Source organism: Emergencia sp. 1XD21-10, from assembly GCF_009936045.1.
GTDB lineage: Bacteria > Bacillota > Clostridia > Peptostreptococcales > Anaerovoracaceae > Senimuribacter > Senimuribacter intestinalis.
In genome coordinates this window covers 149,103-164,084 of sequence record NZ_QWEQ01000013.1, presented here as the reverse complement: position 1 = coordinate 164,084, position 14,982 = coordinate 149,103, and the positions used below count along the sequence as shown (strand labels likewise).

Below are 14,982 nucleotides of genomic sequence, written 5' to 3'. Positions count from 1 at the left end.
GGTAACTTAACTTTAACACAAAAATGAGATCTTGCAATTTTTTTATTCAGTTGTAACACATCTATTGTAAACCTACACTTCTTCTCTCGTAACTTGATGATTTCACAATAAGTTTCCGGGAGTTGCCGTAAAATATCATTAATATCTACTGCTTTATAATATCTTCGCAATTTGCGTAAAAACCGTAAGTTCGATTCACATCTCTGAGAAATTTTCTTTGCTAGCTGTTTTTCAACTAACTGCAAAACAAAACCCTTATTGTCTGTAATGTTCTTTTGTACCTGCTTTTTATTCTCCCCTCGACCATCTTCTCGATTCCAATAATAGCTGGTAATAAACTTGCGTTTTCTCGCGGAGATATACCCCTTGGGTGCAGACTCTAATTTACTATTCCATTGTTTCAAAAGCTGCTCTTCTCTTCGAATTTCTTGCTCTATTAATTGAAAAAAATTTCCCATCCTTCTCCCCTTATTATTCTCAGTTTTTTCCATTTTTATTATAAAATAACATATTCCCTTGCGCTCTGTCAATATATTTTCCGTTTTTTGATATTATTAACAATAATTTCCTTAGCTCTCCAGATGGTGAATTGTTACGCACGCCACTTTTAAGTCGTTTCTTCTGTATTATAGCGTTGGTCTCTAATAAACTGCCACATTCCTGCATATTTTCTTTTAAACTTGCACGAAACACGAACTTAGACTACTTTAGGTCTCTTCTCTCCTGTGATTCTCCGCCATAACAACAATATCTTCTTTAAAAACATGGCAGGAGACTCCGATTTTCTGCCATCATCTCCATAAATGCCTATAAAACATGGCGTTTCTTTGGCGATAAACGCCATGCATTCGAAATCGAATTAAGAATATGGCACTTTCCAGGTAGTTAATGCCATATTCTCAAAATTCTATCAAGAATATGGCACGGCAGCGAAGGTGCAAAACCTTTGCAAAACAAAACCCCATGGTTTCCCATAGGGCAGTTCACGTTACTACTATTAATATTCTTTCGCTTCCTCTTCACCCTGCAGCATGCGCAGCGCACCGGCAGCGAGGGCTTCCATTTCACTTTCACCAGCCATGACGACAATTTCTCCGATATGTCCGCAGTAGTCCGCAATCATGCCAGTCAACTTAGAAGAGTGAGCAATTCCACCAGTTAAAATGATGAAGTCCACCTTTCCTTTCAACGTGCAGGACAGCCCTGCAATAGCTTTTCCGACTTGCAGCGCCATCGCTTCATAAACAAGTGCAGCGTAATCGTCACCGGCAGCAATTCTTCGCTCAACTTCCCTGCAATCCTTTGTTCCAAGGTAGGAATAAAGGCCTCCGCGGCCACTGATGAGCGCCTCTATATCTGCCTCCGTATGCTGCCCGTCAAAGCAAAGCTTTTTCATCAGCAGAAGCGGCACGCCTCCGGAACGCTCCGGCGCCATAGGTCCGTCATCATAGGAGGCGACATCGATTACCTTTCCGTCTTTCCAGGCATTCACTGTAATACCGCCTCCCATGTGGCAGACGATGAACTGCATTTTATGGTAATCACCGCCCAGTGATGTCGCATGTTTAATCGCCTGAGCCCTAGAGTTAAGCAGATGAGTGGCACCATACTTCTCCACCTCAGCGATACCTGTAATTTTCACAGTTTCCAAAAGATCGCATCCCATAGTCGAATCGTAAATATACGATGGGGTCTCCAGTGGCTCTGCAATAGCAAATGCAAGGAGTGCACCTAGACTAGAAGCGTGCTGTGGAATATCCGCACTTGCCATTCGCGCACAGAGTTTTTCGTTGACCTGATAGCCGCCGCCTGAAAGCTCATACACCATACCACCGCGACCAACTACTGCAGACAAATTCTTTAAATCATACCCTTCTCCCTGCAAAAACTCCAAAATCATATCCTTCCGATAATCCTTCTGCGCTGCCACGCAGGAAAAAGCATTAATTGCCTCATCATCATGGACGATGTTTTTTTCCAGCAACCGCTGCTGCCCTTCTCCCCTGTAAACAGCAATTTTCGTAGAGGTAGAGCCGGGATTAATTACCAAAATATCCTTTACTTCCATCCTTTATTCTCCTTCCTCCCGCAGCATTGCAATTTCTCTGCCATAGCCCGCAAGGTCAGACTGCGGCGTTTCCAAAATACACGGCAGTCCTAAAAGCTTCGGATGATTGACCACTTGCAAAATAGCAGCCTTGCCGATTTTTCCTTCCCCAATACAAGCATGTCGGTCCTTGCGTGCTCCTACTTCATTCTGACTGTCATTAATATGCAATGCCTTTAGCTTACCCAGTCCGATGATCCGATTAAATTCCGCCAGCACTCCTTCCAAATCCGTAATAATATCATAGCCACCATCACTAATATGGCATGTATCCAAGCATACGCCTATTTTCTCTTCACACTTTACACAGTCAATAATCGCTGCCAGTTCTTCAAAACGACCGCCGATTTCGCTGCCCTTACCTGCCATAGTTTCCAGTAAAATCATGGTAGACTGCTGCGGTGTAATAATATCATTGAGCAGGTCAGCAATCATTTCGATTCCTTTCTCTACGCCCTGTCCAACGTGACTGCCTGGATGAAAATTATAATAATTTCCCGGTAAATACTCCATTCTTTTCATATCCTCAGACATTACCATATGCGCAAACTCCCTGGTTTTCGCAGTCGCAGAACACGGATTCAGCGTATAAGGTGCATGTGCCACCAGCTTGCCGAAATTATGTTCCTCCATGATAGCAAGCAGATTTTCTGCATCTTTCGGATCGATCTCCTTCGCTTTTCCGCCTCTGGGATTTCTCGTAAAGAATGCAAATGTATTGGCGCCTATGCTGCAAGCGTCTTTTCCCATGGCTGCAAAACCCTTCGAACAGGAAAGGTGACAGCCGATATATTTTTCCTGATTCATCTTATTCATAAAGTCCATTATACTCGCCCCGGTTCTTCTTGTCAAAAGAATGACCACAATATAAAGTTATAAGCTTTATTGAATTCTTGCCACTTAAAAATCCCGGCAAGATGCTTTCGCACGTGCCGGGATTTTGTTTGCCTATTTGCAGGGATAGTACATTTCCTAAAAAATCAAATGTGCCAGCGGGCAGATAATCAGTAAGCTGATAATTGTTCTCTCTAAGAACAGAATGAACAGCTCAACAATGTTTACAGGCAGCTTAGAGCCCAGAATCAGACCACCCACTTCGGATAAGTAAATCAGCTGTGTTACAGATACAGACGCTACGATAAACCTGGTCATCTCACTTGCAATACCTTCCGCAGCAATAATGGAAGGCGTAAACATATCTGTAAATCCGACAATCATTGTCTTGGACGCCTCTGCAGCTTCCGGAACCTGTAACAGTTCGAGAAGCGGCATAAACGGTTTTCCGCAAATCTCAAAGATTGGGGTATTGTTTGCAAGAACCAGCGCCAGTGTGCCGATTGCCATAACTGTAGGCAGTACGCCGAACCACATACCTACGGCGTTCTTCATGCCGTTTTCAAAGAACTGACCGATTCCCCTGAATTCACCAACCTTCTTCATAGCTAAAGCCATACCGTATTCGTGAGAAGTTTTGTACGGTGCTGGAAGTGTATCCGGCATAGCCTTTCCTTCTACAACGTATCTGTCTTTTTTCAATGAAAGAGGCGGGATTCTAGGCACAATAACCGCACAAGCGATACCGACCAGACAAATCATCAGATAGTAAAGACCAAAGTACTGCATTAACCCTACCTGCTCCAGTACTACGATACTGAATGTAATGGATACAGCAGAGAAAGTCGTTGCAATAACAGACGCTTCTCTTTCCGAGTAATATCCGCCTTCGTATTGGTTGCAGGTCAGCATAACGCCCAGAGTTCCGTCACCAATCCAGGAAGTAATACAGTCAACAGCAGCACGACCCGGAATCTTAAACAGCGGGCGCATGATCTTTGTCAGCAGGGCGCCTACGTATTCTAAAAGTCCAAAATCCAAGAGCAACGGAAGAAGAAGAGCTGCGATTAAGAAAATGATTACCAGTACAGTCAAAAGATCTCCTAATACAAATCCTCCTGCACCGCCGTCAGTAATCATACTGACGATATCCCTACCGCCTTCTGTTCCCATGCCCAGATAAGTCATCCAGATGAATACGGCTCCAATTACTCTCACCAGCACCCAAACCGGACTTGTACAAAAAGTATCTGCTAAAATTGCGCGTTCTGTCATGAACTTTGGCTTCGCCAGTCCAATTAAAGAACCAATTGCCGAAACCGTAACGATGGCAACGCAGAGAATCGGAAGAACTGAACCAAGCGCTCCGCCGATTAAGTCTGCGATAATCTTTACTGTAACCGTCCAGTTTCCATCGTACTTCACCGGAATCATAAATAAAATGATACCGACGACCGATGGGACAATAAAACCGGTCACATTTCTACCATTTTTCTTTTCCATAATAAAGTCTCCTATTTCTATTCCCTGTTAAGGCACCATTATTATAGCATATCATTTTAAATAATTCAATGTATTATGTATACACATTTTTGTGTATAAAAATTACTTCTGCTTTGCTTGCCTTTTCTCAGTTGGAAAAACGGTACAGAGCAGCATTTCCTATACAGCCACATTTCTTAATTAAACTGACATATTTGTCTCACTAATAAAGAAATTTATATTTTAAAGGTCATAAATTTGTTCATGAAAAAATCAAAACGATAATATAGCTCCCACCATATAAAAAGGCAGAAACGTCTAACTTTCGTTCCTGCCTGCTGTTCTTTATCTATTTCACATTATAGATAAACTCTGCCCGGCGCTTGGAACCGTCCAAGTGTCTTGACATGGCCGTCTTGCCCTCTTCTACGTCTCTGTTCTTGATTGCAGTAAGAATCGCCCGATGTTCTTCCAGAATCTCGTCCAAATAGTCAGGCTCATAGTAAAGCGCCTTTCTCGTCTGGTCGATGTACTCTTTATAAGAGCGCAGCACCTGCGCCATAAAACGGCTGCCGGTGGCATTATAGATGATGTCGTGAAACCCAGTGTTGATTTCCAGCACCTTCTTTTCATCCTGGCGCACCGTATAAAACTCCATCAGGTCACATTGATCCTGCAGATTCTGAATCTGTTCTTCTGTGATTCTGCTTACTGCCCATTCCACGCACAGAATTTCCAGTGCCTTACGCACCGCGTAAATATCCTCGATATCCTGCTTGGTAAAACCCTTCGCAAAACATCCTCTATTTGGAATGTAATCAATGAGCCCTTCATTTTCTAACTGCTTGAACGCTTCTCTGATTGGCGTTCTGCTGACCTTCAGCTCTGACGCAATCTGTGTTTCCTTGATCTTTTCTCCGATTTTATACTCCCCTTTGAGGATTCTATCCCGGATGATATCTGCGATTTCATCAGTCAGTGAAAATACGTTAGAATAGTTATTGCCGCCGGTCATTTGGTTCTCCTTGTTCTCGAAAAATACTCTGCCCTTTAGTTATAACACTACAGAATATGATTTTCAAGTACTTGTGTGTGGAAATCGAAATCTTTTATCTGCAGATAATATTCGGCAGAATCCACCAATGCTTTCATCGGGCAAAGTCCGATGATTTCTGTGCCGGTGACGACTACGCCATATCTGGCTGCTTCGGATTTTACCATTTCGGTAACTCTATAAAGCGGCGTCTGCTCATAATTGGTCATGTTGATGGAAACCTGGGCATATTTCTTGCCTGTCACCTCATCTTCGATTTCAAAGCCCATGGCTTTGACGCATTTCAGTCCGCCGTCCTTTTCTCTGATAACGTTTGCAATGTTCTTCGCAACCTGCACATCGTCTGTGTTCAGATTCAAATTGTATGCAACCAGCGGCGGTCTTGCTCCTACTGCCATAACCCCTGCTGTCGGGTGAACTTTTCTGCCGCCGAAATCAGGTTCCCAATCAGGCTCCTGCACTTTTTCTGCCATGCCTTCAAACTGACCCTTTCTGATTTTTACGAGATTCTGTCTTTCAGGTCTTTGTGCGGAGTACTCATAGAGGAAAACTGGCACGCCTGCTTCATCAGCGATTCTTTTGCCGACTACCTTGGAAAGTTCTACGCAATCCTCTGTGGTGCAGTCCTTGATGGCAAGGAAAGGCATGACATCTACTGCGCCCATTCTAGGGTGCTCCCCTTCGTGTTTTGTCAGGTCGATGAGTTCAGCCGCTTTCTTAACCAACTTCACACTGGCTTCTTCCACGCCTTTTGCATCACCGATATAGGTGATAACGGTTCTGTTGTGGCTCTCGTCGGAGCTGTAGTTAAGCAGGGTACAGCCCGGTGTGGTTCTAATCTGATCCACACATGCCTCTATTACATCAGTTCTTCTTCCTTCACTGATATTTGGAATACTTTCGATAATCTGTGCCATTGTTCCTCTTTCTCCTTCTATCATCTAAAAATTACAGTGCTGCAGCCACTTCGTTATACAGACCGCTAGCAATTTTATCCGCCTCATCGAACATTTTCTGTCCTTCCTGTGCGTAATACGCTGCCTTTGCCTCGTCCTTTACGCCCGGCAGATTGATTTTTACATTGAGCCATGCGCCCTTGATGCAAGCCGTCAGGTTCAAAATGGCTACGCCCAGGTCGCTTGCTGCGTTAGGATTGGACTTTCCAATCATGGTCCTTGCTGTCATCAAACCCTCATAGCCCAACTGCATGGTGCGGAAAGGCACCTCCGTTGCCACCAGAGTTCCGTCCGCAATTGCCTGTTTTCTTGCCGCCTTTTCCTTGTCAGTTTCCTTCGGCATTTTAAAGGCTGCGGAAACAAGATTGAACGCCTCGGTGTCCTTATCTACCGCCGCAGTCAATTCTTCGTAAAGGGCTGCGCCCTTTTCCTTTGCTGCTTTGCACACCTCCTGCCAGTCTGCGTACTTTTCCTTACCGATAGTAAGATCCGCCACCATCATGAACAAAGCCGCGCCCTGCGCACCTGCCAATGCACTGACAGAACCGCCGCCCGGCGCCGGTGCATCTGATTTCAAAACGTCCAAATATTCTTTTACCTGCATATCGATTAATTTCATGCTACTACCATTCCTTTCTTGATTACCTGCAATGCCAGATTAGAGCCAAATCTATAGCAAAGCATATCCATGTCAGGGGCGTCCCAGATTACCAGATCGCCCTGTTTGCCACACTCCAGCGTCCCTACTAGCTCACCTTTTCCAATAGCGCAAGCCGGATTGATGGTCACTGCAGTCAGCACTTCTTCCGGCAGCATGCGGTATTTGATACATGCCAGATTCATGACAAACTGCAGATTCAGCGACGGGCAGGATCCCGGATTAAAATCGGAGGCTGTCGCCACAGGTATGCCCATCTCAATCATTTTCCGCGCCGGCGCAAAATTTGCCCCTAAATAGAAGGAAGTTGCCGGCAGACACATAGCGGTCACACCGCCTTTTGCCAGAGACGCAAGACCCGCTTCATCGATGGCAATTAAATGCTCGCAGCTGGCTGCTCCCATTTCGCCTGCCAATACGCTGCCGCCGATTGCCTCAATTTCATCAGCATGGATTTTCAGCCCAAAACCCAGCTTCCTTGCCTTTTCCAGGTAGGTTTTGCTCTGCTCATAGTTAAATACCGAATCCTCGGTGAAGATATCCGCATAGTCAGCCAGCTGGTTTTCTTTTACATAAGGCAGCAGGTCCGTACAGAGCATATCAATAAATTGATCTGCGCCATTCTCCCGGTCCTTGTATTCTTCAGGAATGGCATGGGCTCCCATGAAAGTGCTCACAATATCCATCGGGTGATCCTCATTGAGCTTTTTCAGCACTTCCAGCATTTTCACTTCAGTGTCAAAGTCCAGACCATAGCCGCTCTTTGCTTCGCAGGTGGTAACACCCAGCCCCATCATTTCATCGAGAAAACCTTCGGTTTTGTCGTAAAGTTCCTCAAAGCTTGCAGCCCTGGTCTTTCTCACGGTATCCAGAATGCCACCGCCTGCTCTCAGAATATCCAGATATCCCGCGCCCTTCAGCTTCATAGGTATTTCATGCTGCCTGTAGCCGCCGAATACCATATGGGTATGCCCTTCCACCAGCCCTGGCGTCACCAGCCTGCCCTCTGCGTCGATGACTGTATCAGCTGTTTCTGCTCCTTTTGGCAGCACGCCGCCCTCGGTAATCTCACTGATAATTCCGTCCTCGATGAGAATAGCGGCGTCCTTCAGCTTTAGGTTCTCACCTTGCACTTTGCCGCCGTGACTGAAACTGCCAACAGGGGTCTGCAGCAATCCGATATTTTTTACAAGTACTGTTGCCATTTGGTGATCCTCCTCGTCTCTCTTTGTGTTTACTGACAAAATCTATGAATGGATCAATGTTTTGTCAGCATTTTCAGCTCAAACACTCCCATACTCATAGATTTTGCTGACAGTACTGACAAATTTCTATAATTTTGTCAGGTTTGTCAGGGTTTTCTTTCAAAATGCTGACGAAACTGACAATATTTTTGCTTTTTGTCAGGTTTGTCAGCATACGAAGACATTTCACATGATAAACCAGATTAGCCCACCCAAGGCTGCTCCGATTCTCACGATTATCCCGATTTATTTCACAAACTTATCAACTGTCGCTTCCACCAGTGCATCGTCAGCAAGGAACGGAATGGTGATATGTCCTTTTCCTGCGTAGTTCTTGTTGTATTCGATGGAAGTAGTCAGTGCGTTTTCGTTTCTCGCCCAGTTTCTTCTGGCAACGCCGCCCATGACGTCCCACATCATAGCAGATTTGATAATTTCGTCCACTCTTTCAGAGCCGTCAAGAAGCAGTCCGAAGCCGCCGTTGATGGCTTTTCCGATGCCTACACCGCCGCCATTGTGCAGTGCACAAAGAGACATACCTCTAGCTGCATTTCCTGCAAAGCATTGCACTGCCATGTCTGCCATGACATTGGAGCCATCCTTGATATTGGAAGTCTCTCTGAATGGGGAATCGGTACCGGATACGTCATGGTGATCTCTTCCCATCATAATAGGACCGCACTTGCCTTCGCGCACCAGCTTATTAAATGCTAGCGCAATATCCCTTCTGCCTTCTGCATCCTGATAAAGGATTCTCGCCTGGGTTCCAACGACCAGTTTGTTCTTCTTTGCATCGCGAATCCAAACCCAGTTGTCTCTGTCCTGCGCTCTTCTTTCCGGATTGATGCAGTCCATCGCCGCCTTGTCGGTTGCGTCGAGATCCTCCGGTTTTCCAGACAGGCAAACCCATCTGAACGGACCATAGCCGTAGTCAAAGAGTACCGGTCCCATGATATCCTCTACATAGGAAGGCCAGATAAAGCCGTCTTTGTCATCGTAACCATTCTTGGAAATTTCCTTGATACCTGCGTCGTACATAGCTTTCATAAAGGAATTGCCGTAGTCAAAGAAATAGGTTCCTTTTTCGGTCAGCGCCTTGATTGCCTTGTAATGTCTGTGGAGTGTCTTGTCAACTTCTTTGCAGAACCTGTCTCGATCCTCATGGAGCAGCTTTGTTCTTTCTTCAAAGGTCATGCCCACCGGGCAGTAGCCGCCGTTATATACGTTGTGACAGCTGGTCTGATCTGACAGCAAATCAATGTGAAAATCCTTTGCGGCAGCAGCTTCCAGGAGGTCTACGATATTACCGTGATAAGCGATGGAAATGCTTTCTTTTGCCGCAATTTTCTCGTTGGCCAGCTTGAAAATCTCGTCAATGTCGTCCATGATAACGTCAACCCATCCCTGGTCGTGCCGAGTGACAATTCTAGAATAGTCCACTTCCGCAAAAATGCCTACGGCATTTGCAATATTAGCAGCCTTCGGCTGTGCGCCGCTCATGCCGCCAAGCCCTGAGGACACGAAGGTATGCCCCTGTAAGTCCCCCTGCTCTGCCACACCCAGATATTTTCTGCCTGCATTTAAAATGGTGTTAAATGTACCGTGAACGATACCCTGCGGTCCGATATACATCCAGCCGCCTGCAGTCATCTGCCCGTAGTTGGCAACGCCCATTTCCTCGGCAATTTCCCAATCGTCCAGATTGTCATACATACCAATCATCATGGAGTTGGTGATAATAACCCTCGGCGCTTCCGGTTTGGACGGGAACAGTCCCAGTGGATGCCCCGATTCTACAACCAGGGTCTGGTCTTCGGTCAACTCTTCCAGGTATTTCTTAATCAGTCTGTACTGCAGCCAATTCTGGCAAACCTGACCAGTTTCGCCGTAAGTAACCAGTTCATATGGGTAAAGAGCAACCTCAAAGTCCAAATTGTTTTCAATCATGACCTGAAACGCTTTTCCTGCCAGGCACTTGCCCTTGTATTCGTGAATCGGCTTTCCGTAAAGTCTGCCCTCCGGTCTGTATCTATACGCATAGATTCTACCGCGGGTTGTCAGCTCCTCCATAAATTCCGGCGCCAACTTTTCGTGCAGTTCCTCCGGCACATAGCGCAGCGCATTTTTCAGCGCAATCTTAGTCTGCTCCTTGGTCAATCTGAATCCTCTGTCCGGTGCTCTTCTGATTCCTTCCGCAAAAGCCGGATAATCTGGATATTCATTTCCCAGTCTGATAGTCATAGCCCCTTCAATGGTCTTGTTATCTAACATGCTTTTCCCCTCCATCTATTTCAAAGTTACTACTTTTTCCACTACTTCAAGCAGGCTGTTATCCTTCACCATCTGCTCAAATTTTGCAAGTTCATCATGCATGATGACGTCTTCCTCAATCGGCTCGGAAATGGTTCTAATGTAATCGTAAGCCTCTCTGGTTGCCGGCGCCAGGTTGTCGATACTGCTTTCGCCGATTTCCTGTCTCAGCCAGATGCCCTGTGCCGCCGCTGCGATTTCAATACTGAGCACTTTCTGTGCATTGTCGAGCACCATTGCTGCTGTTCTTGCAGAAGTCGTTCCCATAGACACATGGTCTTCCTGATTACCGGAGGACGGAATGGAATCCACACAAGCCGGATGGTCGTAAACTTTGTTCTCGGAAACCATGGAAGCCGCTGCATACTGGGCAATCATAAAGCCGGAGCAAACGCCTCCATGCTTAGTGAGGAAGCCCGGAAGTCCCTCCGAAAGCGCCGGATTAATCAATCTTTCTGCTCTTCTTTCAGAAACATCGGCAAGCTCGGAAATCGCCATCTTCATGAAGTCAAATGCCAGTGCCATTGGCTGACCGTGGAAGTTTCCGCCAGAAATAACCTCGTCTTCATCAGGAAATACGATTGGATTATCCGTTACTGCATTAATCTCTCTGGAAACCGCATCATACACGTACTGTAGCGCGTCTCTGGAAGCCCCGTGAATCTGCGGAATGCAGCGAAGAGAATATGGATCCTGCACCTTAGTCGGCTGTACCTCCATAGCATTCTTGCTGCCATCGAGCAGGGTAAGCAAATTCTCCGCTGTAATTTTCTGCCCCTGATGTCCCCGCACATCCTGCACTTTATGGTCATACGCCTTAGTAATTCCGTGTAGCGCCTCTGCTGTCATGGCAGTGGCAAGATCTGCCACTTTCAAAAGATTCATTGCGTCCCAAAGCACGTTAACACCAACTGCTGTCATCATCTGGGTTCCGTTGTTCAGGGCAAGCCCCTCTTTGGCTGCCAGTTCCACAGGCGTAATGCCTTCTGCCACCATGGCATCCTTTGCGTCAACGATTTCCCCCTTATATTCCACTTTTCCAAGTCCAATCAGACCCAGCGCAATGTGAGAAAGCGGTGCAAGATCGCCCGAAGCGCCCAAAGAGCCTTTCCTTGGAATCACCGGATGAATGCCTGCATTCAGCATATCCAGCATAGTTTGAATGGTGGACAGTCTGATGCCGGAATTTCCCCTCGATAATGCGTTGCAGCGCAGCAGCATAGCTGCTCTTACATACTCCCTCGGATAGGGCTCTCCAAAAGTGCAAGTGTGGCTGATAATCAGATTGCGTTGTAAGTCTGTCGTCTCCTCTTTAGAAATCAGCACGTTGGAAAATTTACCAAACCCGGTAGTCAAACCATAAATCACTGCGCCCTCATCCAGCTTTCGCTCGATGTAAGCCCGTGCCTTGTTGACTGCCTCCTTCGCCTGTGGTGCGATTTCGACTTTTTCATTTCCGCGGCATACGCGAATAACCTCTTCTACCGTAAGGTCACGTCCGTTAATCAAAACTGCCATCTTCTCACTCCTATCTTTCATTATAATTATTCTAATTTTAGTATTAATATGCTTTTCTTGACTCCTATTTTTTGTATCCCTATTATACAGTTTTTTTGCTCTGCGCGCTACTCTTTTTTGTCAAAAAGCATTGATTTTTTCAGCTTTTTCTTCATTTTTTATGTAATTATTTTCCAGAAAATGTATATATTTTTTCGCGTTATTCCTTTAAAGTTGTATCCCTTTACTATGTATATTTATTAAATTCAGAATCTTGATTCTTTATTTCCGTTGAAAAATCAGGCATAAGAAAAAGTACTACTGTCCTTTTCCCTTCCGTTCAGAAAAAAAAGAAGAATTCTTGGGAAATTCTTTAGAAAATTTCATATTTATACAGAAAAAAACGTGCTATACTATAGTCACTGATTAAATTGGGAGGCAAAATATGATTAGAGAAAAAAAGGGAATTGGTATTTTGCTCGCCGTGCTTTTTACCATGGCAGTGCTATGCTTTACAGTCTCAGATGCTCATGCCAGCACCTATACAGGCAAATACTGGCTCAAAGTCAACGAACAGCAAAACGTTATAACGGCTTACAAAAAAATTGACGGCAAATGGAAACCGATTCGCGCCATGCTCTGTTCCACCGGTCTTGGCGGCACTACGCCCAAAGGGACTTTTTACACGCAGGGGAGATGGAACTGGGGCGAACTGATGAACGATGTGTATGGACAGTACTGCACCCACATCACCGATGACATTCTATTCCACTCCGTTTACTATACAGAACGCTTTGACAAGGCTTCGCAGGTCACCAGCCAGTTCAACATGCTGGGGCAGTCCGCATCCCACGGCTGCGTACGCCTTTCCGTCGTCGACGCCAAGTGGATTTATTACACCTGCAAAATCGGCACCAAGGTGACCATTTATCGCAGTGATAACCCGGGTCCGCTGGGAAAGCCTGCACCGATTAAGGTTTACACCGGTCGCTATAAATACTGGGATCCTACAGACCCGGACCCTGCCAATCCGTACTATGTTATAGATGCGCCGACCATCAGAGTTTCTCCAAAAAAACCTCTGACGGTGCAATACGGCAAGAAAAATTATAACCCCAAAAGCTACGTCTATGCGAAGGACCCGAATACCTTTATGAACTTAAAGGATTTCATCAAGGTTTCCAAGGTGGCGCGCTACTCTTCCAAGAAAGGAAAATATGTCAGCGACACTTTTTCCACAAACAAATTGGGAACTTATAAGATTACCTACACCGTCACTGCTCCTTACGGAAAAAGCGCCAGCACCACAATTAAACTCAAGGTCGTAGACAACTTAAAAGCGCCCGTCATTTCCGGCGCAAAGAGCAGGACCGTCACTTGGGGCGATAAAAACGCAGTAAAAGGTGTCACCGCAAAGCAGGCTTCCGCCATCCGCACCAGTGCTATGAAGGTCTACATCAAAGCGCCCGGCGCAAAGAAATACAAGATTTACTCCTACCAGGACGCAAAGAATTACCGGTTTGCAAAGACCGGCAAATACTCGGTAAAATACATCGTCAAAAATAAATACGCCCCTTATAAGGCGGCGAAAAAGGTCATTACGATTACTTCTAAAAAAGGGGCAGTCAACAATGACCCACAGTTGACGCTGCCGGCAGAATTTGAAGCTGCCCTGATCGACGCTGATGGCAGCTGTACTGCCCCACTTGTAGTGCAGCCAGGCATACAGATGGATTTGCTTGCCGGCGTCAGTGCGTCTCATAACGGAAAGGACGTGACTGCAAAACTGCAAATCGCAGTCAAATGCCCGTCCGATACTGATTTCCAATCTGTGACTGCCGAAGAGGCCGCAGCATGGATTTTCGACTGCGAAGGTGAATATCAAATAAAATACTCGGTGAAAAATGCTTATACCCCTTACCAAACAGTAAGTAAGATTGTGCTGGTGAAAGTCGGAGACTGCTCTTGAAGCAGCCTCCTTTTTGACTTTTTTCTGTACTTTCCATCCAATATATATTAAAATATTGATATCATATTTTTTAGGAAAGAAAGGCTTTTTTATGAACCTTAAAAAACTTCCAACCATTGCCATAGTCAGTATCGTTCCCGGTTATCTTATGCACTACTACCTATTCTGTGAACTTCTTACTCGATTTGTATCAACCGGCAATCCACTGTATTTTCCTGCCATGTGGTTTTCACTTTTCTTCTGTATCGCATGTTTTTCAGCATTAGGTTACATCGTGCTTTATCACAAAATACCGAGATATTTATATTTTTCGTTAATAGCCCTTTACGCTGTACTTCTTTTTATCACCCTTTTCGGTCGCTCCGCACTCCATGCCGAATATATTTGGAATCCAGCTGACTCTTTTGCGGCATTGGGCGAGCCGGAAATGAAACTGCAAAGTCTATTAAATTTTCTTTGCTTTGTTCCTATGGGCTATTTCTTTAGGAAAATAAAATTCCCACTCATGATTTGCAGCGCCATCTTCCTGTCTTTTGCGTTGGAGCTTTTACAAGCACTTACTGCGCGAGGATTCTTTGACACCTTTGATATTATTCTGTATGTCGCAGGAATCACTGCCGGCTATGGAGTAACAAAACTGCTAAAGCTAGAGTTGTTGGTTGAATCAAAAATGAAATCTTAACCCAAACAGCAAATTCTTTCTAAAAATGTATAAGTCCATCATCTCTCACACTCAAATTTCCTATGAACCGCGCCATATACGCCAAAAATTTGGGGAAATTATTGCATATAACGCAAGTTTTTCGCCCGCAATTTCGAGATAATCCGTTTCACTGACAACACTCTTATACATTTTTATAGCGTTTTCTAT

Annotated in this window: 12 protein-coding genes; 2 read left to right on the top strand and 10 right to left on the bottom strand. The window is 45.3% G+C overall.

Going from position 1 to position 14,982, the window contains the following annotated elements:
* From D1151_RS10210 to hutH, 10 genes are all read right to left on the bottom strand, one after another.
* A partial coding sequence (locus D1151_RS10210; protein ID WP_161908840.1) for a hypothetical protein occupies positions 1-458 on the bottom strand: 458 nt, incomplete at its 3' end.
* Positions 459-997: 539 nt separating this feature from the next.
* Positions 998-2,068, bottom strand: coding sequence for a butyrate kinase (gene buk / locus D1151_RS10205; RefSeq protein ID WP_161908839.1), 1,071 nt, complete (start codon positions 2,066-2,068; stop codon positions 998-1,000).
* A gap of 3 nt (positions 2,069-2,071) precedes the next feature.
* Entirely contained in the window at positions 2,072-2,932 is an 861-nt protein-coding gene (locus D1151_RS10200; protein ID WP_243151200.1) for a deoxyribonuclease IV, read from the bottom strand.
* 147 nt (positions 2,933-3,079) lie between these two features.
* The gene (locus tag D1151_RS10195) at positions 3,080-4,444 is read right to left on the bottom strand and encodes a YjiH family protein (RefSeq protein WP_161908838.1); all 1,365 of its coding nucleotides are present in this window, start codon (positions 4,442-4,444) and stop codon (positions 3,080-3,082) included.
* A gap of 328 nt (positions 4,445-4,772) precedes the next feature.
* Positions 4,773-5,438: a GntR family transcriptional regulator gene (locus D1151_RS10190; RefSeq protein WP_161908837.1), complete on the bottom strand. Its 666-nt coding sequence runs from the start codon at positions 5,436-5,438 to the stop codon at positions 4,773-4,775.
* A gap of 47 nt (positions 5,439-5,485) precedes the next feature.
* The gene (gene ftcD / locus D1151_RS10185; protein WP_161908836.1) at positions 5,486-6,394 is read right to left on the bottom strand and encodes a glutamate formimidoyltransferase; all 909 of its coding nucleotides are present in this window, start codon (positions 6,392-6,394) and stop codon (positions 5,486-5,488) included.
* 31 nt (positions 6,395-6,425) lie between these two features.
* The gene (locus tag D1151_RS10180) at positions 6,426-7,052 is read right to left on the bottom strand and encodes a cyclodeaminase/cyclohydrolase family protein (RefSeq protein ID WP_161908835.1); all 627 of its coding nucleotides are present in this window, start codon (positions 7,050-7,052) and stop codon (positions 6,426-6,428) included.
* The gene (gene hutI / locus D1151_RS10175; protein WP_161908834.1) at positions 7,049-8,296 is read right to left on the bottom strand and encodes an imidazolonepropionase; all 1,248 of its coding nucleotides are present in this window, start codon (positions 8,294-8,296) and stop codon (positions 7,049-7,051) included. The genes D1151_RS10180 and hutI overlap by 4 nt, the downstream gene beginning before the upstream one ends.
* Before the next feature lie 285 nt (positions 8,297-8,581).
* Positions 8,582-10,606, bottom strand: a complete 2,025-nt coding sequence (locus D1151_RS10170; protein ID WP_161908833.1) for a urocanate hydratase — start codon at positions 10,604-10,606, stop codon at positions 8,582-8,584.
* A gap of 15 nt (positions 10,607-10,621) precedes the next feature.
* Positions 10,622-12,163 carry a histidine ammonia-lyase gene (gene hutH / locus D1151_RS10165; protein WP_161908832.1) on the bottom strand — a complete coding sequence of 514 codons (1,542 nt, stop codon included), beginning with the start codon at positions 12,161-12,163 and terminating at the stop codon, positions 10,622-10,624.
* A gap of 424 nt (positions 12,164-12,587) precedes the next feature.
* On the opposite strand from hutH, the gene D1151_RS10160 reads away from it, so the two are divergent.
* Positions 12,588-14,111, top strand: a complete 1,524-nt coding sequence (locus D1151_RS10160; RefSeq protein WP_161908831.1) for a L,D-transpeptidase — start codon at positions 12,588-12,590, stop codon at positions 14,109-14,111.
* A gap of 91 nt (positions 14,112-14,202) precedes the next feature.
* The gene (locus D1151_RS10155) at positions 14,203-14,793 is read left to right on the top strand and encodes a VanZ family protein (RefSeq protein WP_161908830.1); all 591 of its coding nucleotides are present in this window, start codon (positions 14,203-14,205) and stop codon (positions 14,791-14,793) included.
* Positions 14,794-14,982: the final 189 nt, after the last annotated feature.

Coding starts and splice junctions, on each gene's coding strand:
- ftcD (WP_161908836.1), bottom strand. CDS start 6,394: ATGGCACAGATTATCGAAAGTATTCCAAATATCAGTGAAGGAAGAAGA.
- D1151_RS10195 (WP_161908838.1), bottom strand. CDS start 4,444: ATGGAAAAGAAAAATGGTAGAAATGTGACCGGTTTTATTGTCCCATCG.
- D1151_RS10200 (WP_243151200.1), bottom strand. CDS start 2,932: ATGGACTTTATGAATAAGATGAATCAGGAAAAATATATCGGCTGTCAC.
- hutH (WP_161908832.1), bottom strand. CDS start 12,163: ATGGCAGTTTTGATTAACGGACGTGACCTTACGGTAGAAGAGGTTATT.
- D1151_RS10170 (WP_161908833.1), bottom strand. CDS start 10,606: ATGTTAGATAACAAGACCATTGAAGGGGCTATGACTATCAGACTGGGA.
- D1151_RS10180 (WP_161908835.1), bottom strand. CDS start 7,052: ATGAAATTAATCGATATGCAGGTAAAAGAATATTTGGACGTTTTGAAA.
- D1151_RS10160 (WP_161908831.1), top strand. CDS start 12,588: ATGATTAGAGAAAAAAAGGGAATTGGTATTTTGCTCGCCGTGCTTTTT.
- buk (WP_161908839.1), bottom strand. CDS start 2,068: ATGGAAGTAAAGGATATTTTGGTAATTAATCCCGGCTCTACCTCTACG.
- hutI (WP_161908834.1), bottom strand. CDS start 8,296: ATGGCAACAGTACTTGTAAAAAATATCGGATTGCTGCAGACCCCTGTT.
- D1151_RS10190 (WP_161908837.1), bottom strand. CDS start 5,438: ATGACCGGCGGCAATAACTATTCTAACGTATTTTCACTGACTGATGAA.
- D1151_RS10155 (WP_161908830.1), top strand. CDS start 14,203: ATGAACCTTAAAAAACTTCCAACCATTGCCATAGTCAGTATCGTTCCC.